The organism is Microvirga roseola (assembly GCF_020866965.1).
In the GTDB taxonomy this organism is placed as follows: domain Bacteria; phylum Pseudomonadota; class Alphaproteobacteria; order Rhizobiales; family Beijerinckiaceae; genus Microvirga; species Microvirga roseola.
This window is the reverse complement of the sequence record NZ_JAJATX010000081.1, coordinates 1-13,186: the sequence shown is the minus strand read 5'-3', so window position 1 is coordinate 13,186 and position 13,186 is coordinate 1. Positions and strand designations below refer to the sequence as shown.

The following is a 13,186-nucleotide window of genomic DNA, read 5'->3' as shown; positions in this document are numbered from 1 at the left end:
TAGGATCCCGAAAGTGCAAGTCCACTTTTGGGTCCGATGCTTTAGATCGGCCGTTGGCAGGACACGCTCCGGATGCTCGCGCGAGGTGCAGGTTGCAAGCATTCCGACACTTGAACCGGGAGGAGTGTATCTTCGCAGATCAAGCAGCTAACGCTACTCCTCATCTCCAGCCTCCCTATGGTTCTCTGCGACAATTCTCACGTCTCGCAGCGCTACTGCGCACAGAATTGCTAGAATCGAGATTCCAAGAGCTGCAAGCATGGCGGATGCGCTCATTCCCACAGTAAATGCATATTTCGCCGTGCCAAGTAGATCCCCAGACAGACGACCCGCAATTGATGACGCCGCCCAAAGACTGTCCTCAACTGTGCTTATAACATCCTCTGGAAATTCAGCAGGAACGCGCTCGAGAATGAGCCGGCGGTAAATTGCAGTGGTGAGGCTGCCGAGAATGGCGACACCCGCAGCGATACCGAGCTCCTGCACGGTTTCGGACATTGCCGAGGCAGAACCGGCTTTCTCCGGCGGCGCAGAGCTCACCACTAAATCAGTGCCGAGCGCGGCGATTGTGCCGAGGCCGAGATAGACCAGCCCGTAGCCTGCCGTTACCAGAGCAACACCCGATATCCAAGGTAGTAAGCCGAGAAAGAAATAGCCGATTGCGGAAAGGGCCAAAGAAGCGGCCATGACAAATCCTGGGCGGACGTAGCGCGTAAGAAGAGGAGCTCCGATTCCAGCCACGACCATCATCAATGCGGAGGGGGCCATCCACATTCCAGCGGTGACGGCTGGAAGGTCCAAGACTAGCTGTAAATATTGGGTGACCAACAACATAGCGCCGCCGACACCAATCAGTCCGAACAGCAGGACACTCAAGGCAGCGCTAAAGGTCTTATTCTCGAAAAGGCGAATGTCGAGCAGCGGGCTCGGGAGATGACGCTGCCGCCTTACAAAAACCGCTGCGAAGACAATTCCGACTGCCAGTGCCGAAGCCGATCCATAGGACAAGCCAGTCTCTGCACTATCCTTGATGAAGTAGATCACTGGCAGTATTGCAGCGAGAGATAGAGCCACACTGAGAAGGTCGAGCCGGCCGCTCCCGGGCGCCCGGTATTCGGGCAGCAATAATGGACCTGCGATGAGCACAATACTGACGATGGGGATTGCCGTAAGGAACGCCGACCCCCACCAGAAGTGCTCCAGCAGCATCCCCCCGACCAGCGGTCCAGCCGCCATGCCGAGAGCAAACATGGTTGCCCATACCCCAATCGCCAGCGCCCGTTCACGTGCAACGAGAAACATGTTGCTGATCAGCGCGAGAGTGGATGGCATCAAGGTCGCGCCGGCGACGCCAAGCATAGCCCGAGCGGCAATCAGGATGTTAGCGGTCGGCGAGTAGGCGGCGAGGACAGAAGCGACGCCGAAGGCGGCAGCGCCAATCATCAGCAGCCGGCGACGGCCGATCCGGTCACCCAGCGTGCCCATGGTGATAAGAAAGCCAGCAATCATGAAGCCATAGGCGTCCATAATCCACAGTGCTTGGCTGCTACTCGGTTGAAGGTCCGTCGCAAGCGCCGGCATTGCCAGATAAAGTAGCGTCACATCTAACCCGAGCAGGGCCGTCGGCAGCGCAAGCACAGCCAGCCCGCCCCATTCCGCTGGCCCGGCTTTTCGCCGACGTTCGTCCGTGATGGTCTCCGCGGAGCCCCCCCGATACCCGACGGAACCTTGATCGCATTCGATTGACATGCTGCCTCCTGAAATCCTGGAGGCATTTTCGGGGGAAAATCAGTCTGTTACAATTTTGCAGTTTATGCTGTTACTAGGGGCAATAGAATATGCGGGCCAGATCCCTTGAGCGCACACGGAGAGAGCTTTCGGATTTCCTGCGGCACCATCGAAAGAGGTTGACGCCTGCTGACGTCGGCCTGCCGAGCGGCCGCCGCCGCCGCACCCCCGGGCTACGCCGCGAGGAGGTCGCGACACTCGCCGGTGTGGGCATCACTTGGTACACGTGGCTTGAGCAGGGGCGTGAGATTGGCGTCTCTGTGGACTTTCTTCTGAGATTGGCCAAAGTTCTCAAGCTCGACGATGCCGAATGTAGTCATCTGTTCGTTCTAGCGCACCGGCGGCCGCCGCCGGCGGAGGCGTATCATTGGCCGATTGTCTCGCCGCTCGTGCAGCAGCTTATTGACGAGCTGGAAGCTCGGCCAGCCTATGTCTTAAACCTACGGTGGGATGTCATCGCTTGGAATCCGGCCGCAGAGCGACTGTTCGGCTTTTCGCGAAAGGAACCGACAGACCGGAACATACTTCGAATGGTGTGCGCTGATCCTGATTTGCGCGTTCGCCTTCCAGCGTGGCGAAGCGACGCCCCACGCCTTATTGAGAGCCTTCGTCGTGACCTTGCCTTCGTTCCTGATGACTCCGCGATGCTCCAGCTCATAGATGAACTGAGGAAGCTCTCGCCCGACTTCCGACACTGGTGGAACGGGACTCAGGATCATCCTCCATCCCGAGGGCTGTCGTCCCTCGCCACTGAGAACGGTGTTCTGAAGCTCCAACATGAAGTTATGATTATTGACGAACACCGACACCTGCGAATCGTTGTGTACTTTCCGGAAAGACCCAGGGAGATCCTGTAAACCGACGCAATGAGCAATGCGGTGGCGCGAGGTAATGTAGAACAACACTGAAATGCAGGGGCGCCGCTACCCAGCTTCCAAATCGGCTCGCCCGGGGTGATAGGGCTTGCTACCGGAGATCTTGTTGCCGGGTGCCAGTCAGATTCAGGAGCTGAAGTGATTGGCTGAATACAGGCTGAGATCCGAGATCCCGAATCAAGGTAGCAGCTTTGGAAGCCAACGGCCGATTCCATGACGTTGTCGCGTGATGAGCGGGCGTTCAGATCGAAGTCCAGTTTGGACTGCGGTGATAGATCCGGCCTCTGGTCTTCGATAAGGGAGTGCTTTGAAGCTTCGGCATGTGAGTGCATCTGCCCCTGTGAACTTCGCCGATGGACGTGACAACGCCTGGCAGGACAAGCCGAAGATCACCTGCTATCACTAGCTTCGTGCTGCTCAGGACAACTCGGTACGCCTTTGAAGATCGCCTTGTGCGCAGCATCGGCATCAATGACAATCGCGTGAGAAAGGCTGGCGCCCGGTGTCTTGCCGAGCGGGTCGGCAGATCAGACATGTTCCCGGTTATTGCAAGCGATAATCCGATCCTTTGGACGAAACGGCATTCGGCGGCAAAAGCTACCGGACCGGGTCCCGGCTCGTGCGAGACTGGTCGCTGGAGCCGATCTGCCTGAGCAATCTAGCCTGGAACGGACGCAACCACCCGTTCCACGAGCCGAAGGACGGCGGACCTGAAATCGTTCGGCTCGGAGCCAGCCTCGATTGCGAGAGCTGCGCGGTCGAACGCCGCTGACAGAAGGACTGCTAGGGCCGGGATCGGGATCGATCTGTCACCGGACGCGGCCATGACCGCTTCGAGCCCCTCCTGCAGTGTCCGTGCCGAGTGAGCGGCATCAATGGCGGCGATTTCATCTAAACCTAGGACAGCCGGGCCGTCGACCAGCAGCAGGCGCGTGCGGCCGGGAATGGCCATAGCATCGAGATAGGCCAAGCTACCCGCCAGCAAAGCCTCCATGGCCGGCATGGCAGCAGGCGTCGCATCTCTGATTTGCGCGGCCACCGCCTCTGCCTCCCGCTCCAGCACGGCCCGGAAGAGATCCCGCTTGTCAGCAAAGTGATGATAGAGCGCGCCGCGCGTGACCCGAGCCTCGCTGGCAATCTCCGGGGTCGAAGTCCCCGCATATCCGTTGCGCACGATGAGGGTTCGGGCCGCGTCGAGGAGTGCCGTCCGGGTCGTTTCCGTCCGCTCACGATTGGACCGTCTTGGCGAAGTCTGTTGCATGCATACAGCCTGTATGTTAATGTAATACATGCAGATTGTATGTTGATTGCGGAGGATTGAACAGCCATGAGAATCACGAGCTACTATCCGGTTATCCTGACGCGTGACGTAGACGGCACGGCAGCCTTCTACGGGGCGCATTTCGGCTTCCGCCCTGCCTTCACAAGCGATTGGTACGTTCACCTCCAGTTCGGTGCCGATGCCGCGGTCAATCTCGCGATCTTGGACAGTGGGCATGACACCATCCCGGAAGGAGCCCGCACCCCAACGTCTGGGTTGATACTCAATTTCGAGGTCGAGGACCCAGACGCCATCTATCGCGAGGTCGAAGCGGCGGGGCTGCCGATCCTCATCCCGCTGCGCGACGAGTTGTTCGGGCAGAGGCACTTCATCACGCGGGATCCGAACGGGGTGCTCATCGACATCATTAAGCCGATTCCGCCCAGTGCCGAGTATGCCGGTCAGTATGAGACTGAGGCGCTGCCGTGTGGCGATTAGGATCAGGAGGCGCCTGAACCAGAACCTCGTCGCACTCATCCGGGGTCGCGACTGATATCTCGTTTCACGGCGCTCCAAGGACGTCCATCGACCTGCTGGTGGGTACATACGCCTGCGCGCCTGACGTGGTCGTAATCCTGCTTAGTTGATGGAGCCATCGGCACGCAGGCGCGGCGCCGCAAAGTCGACGAAGGCCCGCACCCGGGCGGAGGCCTGCCGCCCCTCCCGGTGCACGAGGTGGATTGGGACTGACGCAGGCTCGTACTCGGCCAGCACGATCTTCAGCCGCCCTGACGCCAGTTCGGGCGCGACCATGTAGGACAGCACCCGCGTCAGCCCATGGCCCTGTACGGCTGCGGTGATCGCCATCTCGGCCGTGTTCACCTCCAGGCGCGGCGACGGCCGGACCCTCACCTCCGAGCCGCCATCCCGGAATGACCATTCCGGCGCGGGAGTGACACCCTGGAACGCAATGGTGTGATGGCGGATCAGGTCGTGGGGCTCCTGGGGGATGCCATGCTCAGCCAGATAACCGGGCGACGCACAGACGACGCGCCGCACCGCCCCCACCTTCAGCGCCGTCATCCCGGAATCCGGCAGGTGAGCGATGCGCACCGCCACGTCGAGGCCTTCCTCCATGAGGCTCACGACTCGGTCGACGAATAAGGTGCGGGCGATCACCCTGGGATGGCGGCCGAGGAAGTCGAGCAGGAGTGGGGCGATGTACATGCGCCCGAACAGCACTGAGGCGGTGACCGTCAGTTGCCCCCGCGGCTCCCGATGAGAGCCCGCCGCTATCTCCTCCGCCTCGTCGATCTCCGACAGGATGAGACGGCAATCCTCTAAGTAGCCGGTTCCAGCTTCGGTCAGGCGCATGCTGCGGGTGGTGCGGTGAAGCAGCCGGGTGCCAATCCGCGCCTCGAGGGCGGCGATCGACCGCGTCACCACGGGCGGCGACATCGCTAGCCGCCGGGCTGCCGGGGCAAAACCCTCCTCCTCCGCAACGGCTACGAACACCGTCATCGCCTGCAACCTGTCCACGGCTGACTATTCCCAAATCAGAAATGATCCATTGCCAAGAATGAGCATTCATCTTTCCCAGCACAAGAACCATTGTCCTCCCAACGAGCGGCAGTCGCCGTTCGAATTGGATTGAAAGGATACCTCCATGGCCCGCATCCCCGCCGTCGATCCCACCGCTGCCTCCGGTGAGGCCAAGACCCTCCTCGATGCCGTGCAGGCGAAGCTCGGCATGACGCCGAACTTCCTGCGCGTGCTTGCCCACTCGCCTGCCGCCCTAGGTTCCTTCCTGGGGCTGTACGGCATTGCCGAGCAGGGCAGCCTCGATCCCCAGACCCGCGAGCGCATCGCCCTCGCGCTCGCAGAGCAGAACAGTTGCGAGTATTGCCTGTCGGCCCACACCGCCATCGGCCGCAGTGCCGGCCTGACGGGCGATGAGATGGAGGCCAACCGCCAGGGCACCTCGCAAGATGCCAGGGCGGCAGCGGCGGTGGCATTCGCCCGCGCGCTCGTCGAGCACAAGGGCGAGGTGACGAACGCCGAGATTGAGGCGGTACGCAGGGCCGGCTACGGCGAGGCCGAGATCGTCGAGATCATCGTGCACGTGGGCATGAACCTGCTCACCAACATCCTCGGCAAGGCGAGCCGGATCGAGATCGACTTCCCAAAGGTGGCTCTCAGGCACGCCGCCTGATGCCACCTCACGCGGACCCCTCCCCACCGGGTCCGCCCGGGCGGGCACTCCCCCTCCGGTGCCCGCCCCTCCCCCAACCAGTTCTCCTGGAGAACCGTGATGACCGAATCTGCTCTCACCTCCGGCGTTGACCATGTCGGCCTGACCGTTTCAGACCTCGGGGCGACCCGGACCTTCTTCACCGGCTGTCTCGGCTGGAGGTTGCTCGGGGAGAACCCCGCCTACCCAGCCGCTTTCGTCACCGACGGCACCACATGGGTGACGCTGTGGCAGGTTAAGGACCAGTCAGACCACGTGCCGTTCGACCGACACCGGAACGTGGGACTCCACCATCTCGCGTTCCGGGTGCCGGACCTACCCACACTTGAGGCCATCCACGCACGCGTGGCCGATTGGCCCGGCGCCATCGTGGAGCTCGCGCCGCAGCACAATGGGGCTGGTCCGAAGGTGCATTGCATAATCCGGGAGCCGGGCGGCACCAGGATCGAGTTCACGTGCATCCCGCAGGACGTCTCCCTCCACAACTATGGATGAGTTCGCCATGTGCGACACTGCTCGAACTGCCGACATCCGGATTCGCAACACTGCCCTGATCTGCCTCGGCACCGCTGCGGGCATGCTGGGCCTCGCCTATGCGGCGGGTCCTCTCTACGACCTGTTCTGTCGCCTGACAGCCTTTGGCGGCACGCCAATTCTGGCGGCGGCCTCTCCGGCAAGGTTCTCGAGCGCACCGTCGCCGTTACGTTCGACACGAACGTGGCTCCGGAACTTCCCTGGCGCTTCTCCGCCGAAACACCTGCGGTCAGAAACAAGGTGGGTGAGACTCAGACGGTCATGTACAAGATCAGTAATCCGACCGATGCTCCGGTGTCGGCCATGGCCACCTACAACGTCCAGCCCGATCTGGCTGGCAGCTACTTCATGAAGCTCGAATGCTTCTGCTTCACCGAGCTGCTCCTTGGGCCCGGTGAGACAAAGGAGACTGCCGTGGTGTTCCTCATCGACCCGGCCATTGTCGACGATCGAGACATCGGCAGCCTCGACGGCATCACGCTCTCTTACACGTACTTTCCCCCGAAGGGCGGCAATCCTGATCAGCCTGTGGGCAGGTAACGGTCCCCGGAAGCTGCATCCACATAAACCCCGCATTTCCTCCGAAGGACATCAGCCATGGCCCGGGCGTTTGCCGAGATCACCTTCACCCCCAGCGTCAAGGCGGCTCAATCCCACTACGGCAGCCGCGCCGCAAATGAGGGATTCGAGCACGCAGATGATCCCCGCAACGTCATCACTAGCCGCGAGGCCGAGTTCATCCATGCACGGGACGGCTTCTACCAGGCGAGCGTGAGTGAGACCGGCTGGCCCTACGTCCAGTTCCGCGGCGGGCCGAAGGGCTTCTTGAGGGTGCTCGATGGACGGACGATCGGCTACGCCGACTTCCGTGGCAACGTCCAGTACATCAGCACGGGCAACATCATTGCGGATGGCCGCGTCTCCCTGATCCTGATGGACTATCCCAACCGCCGCCGCCTGAAGATCTGGGCGCGGGCGCGGATCGTGCACGCAGATGAGGACCCGGTCCTGCTCGCCCATCTTGAGGTCCCGACCTACCGGGCCAGGGTCGAGCGCGCCGTGGTGATGACGGTCGAGGCTTTCGACTGGAACTGCCCGCAGCACATCACGCCTCGGTTCACCGAGGACGAGATCGCCGGGTTCATCGCACCGATGCGGCAGCAGCTTGCGCAGGTCACGGCAGAGAACGAGACCCTGCGGACGACAGCGGTCTCGAACGTACAGGCGCTCGGCGGTGGTCCGCTGGAGCTGATAGTCACAGGTATGCGCCAGTTGACGCCCCGGATCAGGTCGTACGAACTGCGGGCCCCTGATGGCGGAACACTTCCTGCCTGGACCGCGGGCGCGCATCTCAGTGTGCCCGTCCGCCTTCTTGACGGGAGGGAGCAGACCCTCACCTATTCGCTGATGGGTGATCCGGCAGTTCGTGATGTCTATGAGATCGCGGTGCTGCGCGAAGACTCCGGCGGTGGCGGCTCGGTTAGCGTCCACCGGTATTTCGGACTTGGCACGGTTCTCCGCTGCAGCCTGCCCCGGAATCTGTTCAAGCTCCATGACGATGGGCATCCGAGTGTGCTCATCGCGGGCGGCATAGGCATCACGCCAATCCGTGCCATGGCGCTGGCCCTGCACGCGTCCGGCCGTTCGTTCGAGCTCCACTACGCGGCCCGGTCCCCGGCCGAGATGGTGCTGCGACAGGACCTGGAGGCCCGGTTCGGCAATGACTTGCGGACCTACTTCAGCCAGGATGCCGCGCCAACGCCGCTGGACGTCAGCAAAGTTCTAGCGGAGGCACCGCCGGATGCCGTCGTCTATGTCTGCGGTCCCGCCACCCTGATCGCGGCCGTGCATGAGCACGCGGCTGCGAAGGGCATTTCGCAGGATCGCATCCGATCCGAGCGGTTCGTAGCTGATACTATGGGCACAGATGAGCGCCCCATTGAGGTTCGCTTGGCCCGGAGCGGCAAGACCGTCACGGTCGGGCCGAAGCAAACAGTCCTCGAGGTCCTGATCGGGGCGGAAGCCGACCCTCTCTATGATTGCCGCGCAGGCACCTGTGGCTCTTGTGCCGTGAAGGTTCTCGACGGTGTGCCTGACCACCGGGACAGTGCCCTCTCCGAGGCGGAACGGACCCGAGCCAGCCTGATGTGCACCTGCGTTTCACGCGCCCTGACCGATCACCTCACCCTTGATCTCTAAACGAACAGGAGCCCATCGATGCGTCCCCAGCCACCCTCCAGCCAACTCCCGCCGGCGCGCACTCTTCCACCCTTGGCCTCTCCGCATACAATCCTTGTCGCGGGGCTCGGCGGCGCTATCGCGACCTTGGCCCTCTTCTCCTTTGCGCAGTGGTCAGGGCTCGCCTTCGTAATGGCGCCGTTCGGGGCCACCTGCGTGCTCGCCTTCGCCCTGCCCGACAGCCCACTGTCGCAACCGCGCAGCATCGTTGGCGGGCATCTCATCGCCACCGGAATCCGGCTTGCCGTCGGCACCCTGCTCGGTATTGCACCCTGGACGATGGCTTTAGCCGTAGGCCTTGCTACCGCGCTGATGCTCGCCACTCGCACGACCCACGCCCCGGCTGGAGCTGATCCTCTCCTCGTGATGCTGGCGGCTCCTGACTGGTCCTTTCTGCTCACCCCCGTACTATCGGGCGCTCTGACGCTCGTAGCCGTTGCGTACGCCTACCACCGGATTACGGGCCGATCCGACTACCCGAGGTATTGGTTCTGAGCGATGGTTAGAAATCCATGAATCAAAACCTGAGCGAGACCGGCCTCTCGCCCGGATGCCAATTGGCGACTGCTTGAAGCGGCAGTCTGCGTATATTGCAGGCATAGGAGATGAGCTGCACTCCCCTACCTAATGCGCATGTCCCCAGAACCGGCAGCTATTCCTGTGTTTGCAACGACAGGGTTAGCATGAGGTCGGGAGGCCTCTTTCGTGATTGTTGCCATCGAGCGTAGGGAGGCCTTCCTGGCCGGCGTCGTACTGGGGCGCCCCCTGGCTTGAGGGGCCGTCCACACATTCAGCGAGCCGAGCAAGTTCGTATAACTCTGCGGAATAGGCTTTAGAAATGCGTACCACGAAAGAACAGTATCGGACGGGTGTTCAGTACTTGGAGGCTGCGACGGAACTCCTGCGCCGCGTCCGCAGCATTCACCCCACCGCCGGCTTGCTAGAAGCCGCCGACCTGCACTGGTGGTGGCGCACCCCGCGCTCGACCGATAATCTCCCGCAGCTATTCTGGTTTGATCATCTCGGTCGCCCAGAAGCTGCAGTGATCACAGCCGCCTGGGACAACAGGATCACTCTCGATCTCATCGTTATGCCCGATGCGGCTCCCGACTGGGTTGCACATATCGTCGAGCGCGGGCTTACTCACGCCAGTGAGTGCGGGTTTGAAGCTATCGACGTCGTGGTCGACCGTGCCGACTGCGTTATGCGTGAGGTTCTGACTGGCTGTGGCTTCGCGATCAAGGAAGATAGCTCCGACGTCTCTTCGGTAAACCTGTCTGTGATCACTGCGTGGCTGGCCGCAGACGCTCGACCTGAGATTAGTCCACTGGGCGGGGACTATCGGTTGTACTGTCGCCTCGATACGATGCCCCGTCCTCACCACATGCTTCACCGAAGCGGACCCGATGTCGAGACGCGCCTTCGTCAAGCGGCGCTATACCGCCCAGATCTCGATCTTCTCGTACTCGACGATCACGAGAGAGTCGCCGCGTACGGGCTGTTCTGGTTCGATCCGGAAACTGCCACGGGCCTCGTCGAGCCCATGCGCACCGAGGACGATCACCAACGACAAGGACTTGCCCGCCATATACTTACCGCGGGCATCAACCTTCTCGTCGAGGCTGGTGCAGCACACATTAAGCTCTGCTTCAGACCCAATGATGCGGCGGCGAAAGGGCTCTACCTCAGCGCTGGCTTCGAGCCAGACAAGCGGACCGCGATCCTCTCTCTCGGCTCAGTTTGATGGTTGGCTGGGGACACAAAGAGTGGTATCTGGATCTCGATGTCCGCGAAGGAGAATTGCTTTGACAGTGAAGTGGGCGACGCCTTCTTCAAGACCTTGAAATCCGAGTTGGTCTGGCGAATGTGGAATTTCACAAGAAGCAGATCCGCAAACTGCTATCCAAATACATACAATACACCTGATATCCTAAGAAATAGACAGCGCTGTTCTAGACGCTCCTGTGCCTTTGCACGAAAGGGAATGCCTATTGGAAAAATGGCTGGCGTTTCTCGGCCATCGCTGAAATGCCCTTATCCCGTGGCATCTCAAGGCAGGTCCCTTGCGGCATAGACAGCTTACCGAGGCAGTAATCGGTGTGACGCCCAAGGTCCTTGCCGAGCGTCTTTCTACTCTCGATGATGCCGCACTTGTGTCAAGACATCCGGGACTTGGATTCCTCCGCACTACGACCTGCGCTCTTACAGCTCGTGGTATGTCCTTGGTGGAACTCTTAGATGCTTTGGAGCTGTGGACTAAGGCTGGCTCACAATACGAGGCGATCATCTGATCCAGCAGGATTGCGATCAATCACAAGATCGACCCAGTGTCAGATTGCGGGCAATCTAAGAGCTTACACCAGAGCCGTGACGACCCTCTCGCTGACTTGGTCTGCGTTCAAACGGCAAATCAGCTAGCTGTTCGAGTGTCATGTTTTGGAGATCGGGGAGGGAGAAGGGATCCCTGAGCCACTCCTCCTGCCAGGACGCCTCGTCCTCAATCTGAGAGCGGACAAACCGCTTGAGTTTCGAAATCAGGTTTAACATGCCTGTAGCCTGATCCACCTGCACCCCTTCGGAAATGGCGTTTTCCTGCATGGGGGTATAGATTGGCTATATGCGCAATCTAAACCGCTTCCATCTTAACGGCCTTCGTGCTCTCGAGGCTGCAGGGCGTCTGGGCAGCCTGCGGGCGGCCGCCGAGGAGCTCGGGGTCACAATCGGTGCGGTAAGCCAGCAGGTCCTGAAGGCTGAAGAACAGCTTGGACGCCCCGTGTTCGAGCGCCACTCAAGGGGCTTGAGCCCGACACCCTTCGGACTTGAGATCCTCGGCTACCTAGGCGCGGGCTTCGCGGAGATCTCCGCCGGTGTGGCCCTCGCCGATCGCCGCCGCGACGGTGTGCTGACCGTATCTGTTGCTCCGGTGTTTGCCAGCAAATGGCTGGTCTGGCGTCTCCAGCGCTTTCATGAGCAGTATCCTGACGTCCGGGTCCGCATCGATGCTGATGTCTCGCTCGTGGATCCGAACACATCGGATGTTGACGTGTGCATCCGGGTCGGACGGGGGAACTGGCCGAATGTTCGAGCGGAGAAGTTGCTCGACCAGCTTGTTTTCCCGGTCTGCAGTCCCGCGCTAGCCCAACACCTTCAGTATCCCCGCGATCTGGCCCATGTCCCGATCGTCAGCGAGCCCACACCGATGTTCGGCTGGAACGTATGGCTAAACCCCAACGGGCTGGATGAGAGGATCCTCGGCGATGGGCCCGTGTTCTCCGATGCATCACTATGCTTGGATGCCGCTGTGGCCGGCCAGGGCGTGTTCCTGGCATGGGAAACGCTCGCGCACGATGCTCTGACCATGGGGCGTCTTGCTGCCCCCTTCCCCGGCCGCTATCCCACCGGCATCTCGTACTGGTTTATCACCCCCCGTATTGGACCCCAGTCCCGCTCTGTCAGGGCGTTCTACGGCTGGCTCAAAGCTGAGCTCGATCAGAGGGTCTAAACCCTTCTGTGTGCAGGGACGGCTTCGAACGCCAAGCCAAGTGCGCCCACCACTTTGATCCTGGTTCCTAATTCCGGATGCCCTCGGATCAGACATTGGGCTTCGACGAAATCTGAGATGCCCACGATCGCGAATGCAATCTCAGACTCTCAGTTATAAGTTGCGTGAATGCAACCTGCTCTGGAACCGTGACGGAGGGATACTCCCGCCGATTTTATCGCTCATGGGAGCCTTGCTAATGACCATGACAGCAATGATTGCCTATGCCGCCGCCCTGACGATCGCTGCGGCAACTCCTGGGCCATCGATGTTCGGGGTTATCTCCAGTGGTCTTGCCCGCGGGACTTCGGCGGCGATCGCTGTCGGGCTCGGGGTGGCCTTGGGCGATATTGTCCTGGCTGGCGCGGCTCTCCTTGGAATGGGCGCTCTTGCTGCGGCATTTGGCTGGGTATTTGCCACCGTAAAATACGTAGGTGCCGCTTACCTGGTCTGGATCGGGATCAAGATGTGGCGCGCCACACCCGAACACGTGAGTGGCAAGACTACTGAGACCCACCATTCTCTCCGGTTTGTGGGTCTGGGGGCTGCAATGGCCCTGGGAAATCCGAAAGCCATCCTGTTTCATGCCAGTCTGATGCCGCTGCTCCTGGATCTAAGCTCACTGACGGTTGCCGACGCTGGCATAATTCTCCTGATCCACCCCCATTGAATTAGTCCACCTTGAAGTATGTCTTGAG

General features: G+C 61.0%; 14 protein-coding genes. 11 read left to right on the top strand and 3 right to left on the bottom strand.

The window, feature by feature from the left end:
• Window positions 1-153: 153 nt before the first annotated feature.
• The gene (locus tag LG661_RS22700; RefSeq protein ID WP_230534273.1) at window positions 154-1,749 is read right to left on the bottom strand and encodes an MFS transporter; all 1,596 of its coding nucleotides are present in this window, start codon (window positions 1,747-1,749) and stop codon (window positions 154-156) included.
• A gap of 89 nt (window positions 1,750-1,838) precedes the next feature.
• Here LG661_RS22700 and LG661_RS22695 point away from each other — a divergent pair, with 89 nt between their 5' ends.
• Entirely contained in the window at window positions 1,839-2,645 is an 807-nt protein-coding gene (locus LG661_RS22695; RefSeq protein ID WP_230534272.1) for a helix-turn-helix transcriptional regulator, read from the top strand.
• Window positions 2,646-3,321: 676 nt separating this feature from the next.
• Here the strand turns inward: LG661_RS22695 and LG661_RS22690 are convergent.
• A complete protein-coding gene (locus LG661_RS22690) occupies window positions 3,322-3,924 on the bottom strand; it encodes a TetR/AcrR family transcriptional regulator (protein ID WP_230534271.1) in 603 nt (200 codons plus the stop codon).
• A gap of 66 nt (window positions 3,925-3,990) precedes the next feature.
• Between LG661_RS22690 and LG661_RS22685 the strand changes: the two genes are divergently transcribed.
• Window positions 3,991-4,422 (top strand): VOC family protein, encoded by a 432-nt coding sequence (locus tag LG661_RS22685; protein WP_230534270.1) that lies wholly within the window; start codon window positions 3,991-3,993, stop codon window positions 4,420-4,422.
• 141 nt (window positions 4,423-4,563) lie between these two features.
• Here the strand turns inward: LG661_RS22685 and LG661_RS22680 are convergent, their stop codons facing one another.
• Window positions 4,564-5,445, bottom strand: a complete 882-nt coding sequence (locus LG661_RS22680; protein WP_230534269.1) for a LysR family transcriptional regulator — start codon at window positions 5,443-5,445, stop codon at window positions 4,564-4,566.
• A gap of 145 nt (window positions 5,446-5,590) precedes the next feature.
• Here LG661_RS22680 and LG661_RS22675 point away from each other — a divergent pair, with 145 nt between their 5' ends.
• The 9 genes from LG661_RS22675 to LG661_RS22640 all read left to right on the top strand — a co-directional run bounded on the left by LG661_RS22675 (window position 5,591) and on the right by LG661_RS22640 (window position 13,158).
• Window positions 5,591-6,136 (top strand): carboxymuconolactone decarboxylase family protein, encoded by a 546-nt coding sequence (locus LG661_RS22675; RefSeq protein ID WP_230534268.1) that lies wholly within the window; start codon window positions 5,591-5,593, stop codon window positions 6,134-6,136.
• A 99-nt stretch (window positions 6,137-6,235) separates the two neighbouring features.
• Window positions 6,236-6,670: a VOC family protein gene (locus tag LG661_RS22670; protein WP_230534267.1), complete on the top strand. Its 435-nt coding sequence runs from the start codon at window positions 6,236-6,238 to the stop codon at window positions 6,668-6,670.
• Between the two features lie 9 nt (window positions 6,671-6,679).
• Complete coding sequence (locus LG661_RS25285; protein WP_322098909.1) at window positions 6,680-7,249, top strand: cytochrome c oxidase assembly protein; 570 nt, start codon at window positions 6,680-6,682, stop codon at window positions 7,247-7,249.
• Between the two features lie 57 nt (window positions 7,250-7,306).
• A complete protein-coding gene (locus tag LG661_RS22660; RefSeq protein ID WP_230534265.1) occupies window positions 7,307-8,908 on the top strand; it encodes a 2Fe-2S iron-sulfur cluster-binding protein in 1,602 nt (533 codons plus the stop codon).
• Between the two features lie 18 nt (window positions 8,909-8,926).
• Window positions 8,927-9,442, top strand: coding sequence for an HPP family protein (locus LG661_RS22655; RefSeq protein WP_230534264.1), 516 nt, complete (start codon window positions 8,927-8,929; stop codon window positions 9,440-9,442).
• 343 nt (window positions 9,443-9,785) lie between these two features.
• Window positions 9,786-10,691 carry a GNAT family N-acetyltransferase gene (locus LG661_RS22650; protein ID WP_230534263.1) on the top strand — a complete coding sequence of 302 codons (906 nt, stop codon included), beginning with the start codon at window positions 9,786-9,788 and terminating at the stop codon, window positions 10,689-10,691.
• 292 nt (window positions 10,692-10,983) lie between these two features.
• Window positions 10,984-11,238 (top strand): winged helix-turn-helix transcriptional regulator, encoded by a 255-nt coding sequence (locus LG661_RS25555; RefSeq protein WP_407666812.1) that lies wholly within the window; start codon window positions 10,984-10,986, stop codon window positions 11,236-11,238.
• Window positions 11,239-11,564: 326 nt separating this feature from the next.
• A complete protein-coding gene (locus LG661_RS22645; RefSeq protein ID WP_230534262.1) occupies window positions 11,565-12,449 on the top strand; it encodes a LysR substrate-binding domain-containing protein in 885 nt (294 codons plus the stop codon).
• A 238-nt stretch (window positions 12,450-12,687) separates the two neighbouring features.
• Window positions 12,688-13,158 carry a LysE family translocator gene (locus tag LG661_RS22640; protein WP_230534261.1) on the top strand — a complete coding sequence of 157 codons (471 nt, stop codon included), beginning with the start codon at window positions 12,688-12,690 and terminating at the stop codon, window positions 13,156-13,158.
• The last annotated feature ends 28 nt before the right edge of the window (window positions 13,159-13,186 follow it).

What these genes read in the sequence shown, in the direction of transcription:
- LG661_RS22700 (WP_230534273.1), bottom strand. Translation starts at nt 1,749, where the DNA reads ATGTCAATCGAATGCGATCAAGGTTCCGTCGGGTATCGGGGGGGCTCC.
- LG661_RS22680 (WP_230534269.1), bottom strand. Translation starts at nt 5,445, where the DNA reads ATGACGGTGTTCGTAGCCGTTGCGGAGGAGGAGGGTTTTGCCCCGGCA.
- LG661_RS22675 (WP_230534268.1), top strand. Translation starts at nt 5,591, where the DNA reads ATGGCCCGCATCCCCGCCGTCGATCCCACCGCTGCCTCCGGTGAGGCC.
- LG661_RS22690 (WP_230534271.1), bottom strand. Translation starts at nt 3,924, where the DNA reads ATGCAACAGACTTCGCCAAGACGGTCCAATCGTGAGCGGACGGAAACG.
- LG661_RS22695 (WP_230534272.1), top strand. Translation starts at nt 1,839, where the DNA reads ATGCGGGCCAGATCCCTTGAGCGCACACGGAGAGAGCTTTCGGATTTC.
- LG661_RS22660 (WP_230534265.1), top strand. Translation starts at nt 7,307, where the DNA reads ATGGCCCGGGCGTTTGCCGAGATCACCTTCACCCCCAGCGTCAAGGCG.
- LG661_RS22685 (WP_230534270.1), top strand. Translation starts at nt 3,991, where the DNA reads ATGAGAATCACGAGCTACTATCCGGTTATCCTGACGCGTGACGTAGAC.
- LG661_RS22650 (WP_230534263.1), top strand. Translation starts at nt 9,786, where the DNA reads ATGCGTACCACGAAAGAACAGTATCGGACGGGTGTTCAGTACTTGGAG.
- LG661_RS22645 (WP_230534262.1), top strand. Translation starts at nt 11,565, where the DNA reads ATGCGCAATCTAAACCGCTTCCATCTTAACGGCCTTCGTGCTCTCGAG.
- LG661_RS22640 (WP_230534261.1), top strand. Translation starts at nt 12,688, where the DNA reads ATGACCATGACAGCAATGATTGCCTATGCCGCCGCCCTGACGATCGCT.
- LG661_RS22670 (WP_230534267.1), top strand. Translation starts at nt 6,236, where the DNA reads ATGACCGAATCTGCTCTCACCTCCGGCGTTGACCATGTCGGCCTGACC.
- LG661_RS22655 (WP_230534264.1), top strand. Translation starts at nt 8,927, where the DNA reads ATGCGTCCCCAGCCACCCTCCAGCCAACTCCCGCCGGCGCGCACTCTT.